This is a genomic window from uncultured Blautia sp. (genome assembly GCF_902497045.1).
GTDB lineage: Bacteria > Bacillota > Clostridia > Lachnospirales > Lachnospiraceae > Blautia_A.
This window is the reverse complement of record NZ_CABVDF010000339.1, coordinates 1-2055: the sequence shown is the minus strand read 5'-3', so window position 1 is coordinate 2055 and position 2055 is coordinate 1. Positions and strand designations below refer to the sequence as shown.

The window sequence follows — 2055 nt, the reverse complement described above, 5'->3', positions numbered from 1 at the left end:
GCGAGGTGTTTTGGCATGAATATGCCAAAATCCCGAGACATACAAGCCAAAATTCCATTGCCGCAGGCAATCTGGAATGAATTTTGGCTCGTTGCTGTGAACGGAGTGAACAGTAACGGATTTTTCATAAGTGATACAGACGATAGCTTAATCTCTTTTTGTTAACGTCATAAAGGATATACACACACCAATAAGCCCCAGGCCTCCAAGGCTCCACCAGACTACTGGCAGATCTGCTTTTGCAAGAATGATACTGGTAAGACCAGAAGCTGCAAGCGCACCTGACTGAAAGATCAGAGAAAACAACGACATCACACTGGCCAGCATTTCTTTCGGTGTACTTTTTGTCAGCAGTGTATTTTCCATAATGTTTCCGCTGCCATGAACAAAATAAATAAAAAAGTATCCACAAATAAAAAATAACGGATGTACCAGGCACCCCATCAGTATAATCCCCAGATAAAAAAGCATCTTCGTTCCAAACAGACAGGTCCACCATATCTGGCTGCTTTTTTCAGAAAGCGCAGCCATCAGTTTCGGAGCAAGATGACTGGCAAGCGCGGTAAATCCAAACCCCAGAAAAGAAACCAGTCCAAACAGCCAGATCACTTTCTGTTCCATCAGACGCAAAAGTCCGGGCTGCCAGTATGTTTCCGCTGCAAGAAGTGCAACTCCTGTAAAAAATCCCTGGATAAGCAGAAATCTTACTTCCTTTGATCTCCCGGCAAAAGAAAGGCTGCTTTTCATCTGTTTTCCAAACTGTCTGATGCCCGGTCTTAAATGTTCTTTCTTTTTAAATCCATTCTGCTGTTCTTTTAAACTCTGATTTTCTTTTGACTGGTCCATATCCGGGACAGGATCTTCTTTTACCCCAAAAATTGTCAAAAGCAGAATCACCGAATAGCAGAGAACGATCACTGCCAGATTTACAGAATACATATCTCCAATACTGCCCAGGAATCCTGCTCCGATACTTCCCAATGCAATTCCAGTACTTTCCAGAAATCCCAGATCTCCACTGGTTCTGGCTGCCGCCTTATCTCCTCCAAGCTGGATACTCTGCTGCATCACAAGTGCGTCCAGACTTCCAGATGAAAAAGCTCTTCCGGCTCCCTGGATGGCAAAAGCTATAAACAGCACCCACACATGAGGACCACCAGCCAGCAGGAAACAAAAAGAAAACAACATCAGGCTTACAGAAAATACAAATGTCTTTTTTCGCCCGAACAGATCACAAAATACCCCACTTGGAAATTCCAGAAGGATCACCACCAGAGAATATGTACCTATTACAAAAGGCAGGACACTTAAGCTTGCCCCTCTTGCCATGATCATCAGGCTCATAACAGGCATCAGTATTCCTGTGGCAATACTTTTCAGAAAGAAAATGCTGCGCAGTGTGAAATTCATTCACTCACCTCCATTTTATATGCAAGAAAACTATATTCCCAAGGATGGGTATCTGTACGCTTTCTGTTATGTTTTTCCAGAAATTCAATAATATTTTTTCTAAGTTCACGAGACTCTTCTTCCGTAAGAAAAGCAATACCTGTAACAATATCCGCAGGTACTTTGTCCATAACTTCCTCAGCTGACATTTCCGGACAGGCTTTCATCTGTCTGCAGCAGCCCTGAAATACTTTCTGCACCATATTTTCAAGAATCACTTCTCTCTCCTGCCTGCATTCGCCCAAATGACTGCCAATACTGATGTCTGCATCGGCAAGTGTAAAATAGCGTGCTGTTATCCCACGTATCTGTTCTGTATGATCCAGCTGTACTATCCCCAATCCTTCCAGTTTTTTCAAATGGAACTGAACAGATGACGGTGAAATTTTTAAACGTTCCGATAAATATTTGGGCGTCACCGGCTCTCCCGCCCGTCCTAATTCCCTGATAATTTCCTGGCGGGAAGGATTCATATAAATCTCCAGTTCTTTTTTTGTTGTTAAAACAATCACGTTCCTCATAGGCTTTTCCTTTCCATTATTTTACATGTATTGTATCATTACATATCATGTAATGTAAAGAAAAACTTTATTTTCTGTCGTTATT

At 42.2% G+C, this 2055-nt stretch carries 2 protein-coding genes; both read right to left on the bottom strand.

Annotated elements, in window-relative coordinates:
- Positions 1–147: 147 nt before the first annotated feature.
- Positions 148–1410, bottom strand: coding sequence for an MFS transporter (locus tag RDS42_RS14435; RefSeq protein ID WP_308784269.1), 1263 nt, complete (start codon positions 1408–1410; stop codon positions 148–150).
- Positions 1407–1970 carry a helix-turn-helix domain-containing protein gene (locus tag RDS42_RS14430; protein ID WP_308784268.1) on the bottom strand — a complete coding sequence of 188 codons (564 nt, stop codon included), beginning with the start codon at positions 1968–1970 and terminating at the stop codon, positions 1407–1409. The genes RDS42_RS14435 and RDS42_RS14430 overlap by 4 nt, the downstream gene beginning before the upstream one ends.
- Positions 1971–2055 lie beyond the last annotated feature (85 nt).

Excerpts from the sequence above, each read along its gene's own strand:
- RDS42_RS14435 (WP_308784269.1), bottom strand. The coding sequence starts at position 1,410 with ATGAATTTCACACTGCGCAGCATTTTCTTTCTGAAAAGTATTGCCACA.
- RDS42_RS14430 (WP_308784268.1), bottom strand. The coding sequence starts at position 1,970 with ATGAGGAACGTGATTGTTTTAACAACAAAAAAAGAACTGGAGATTTAT.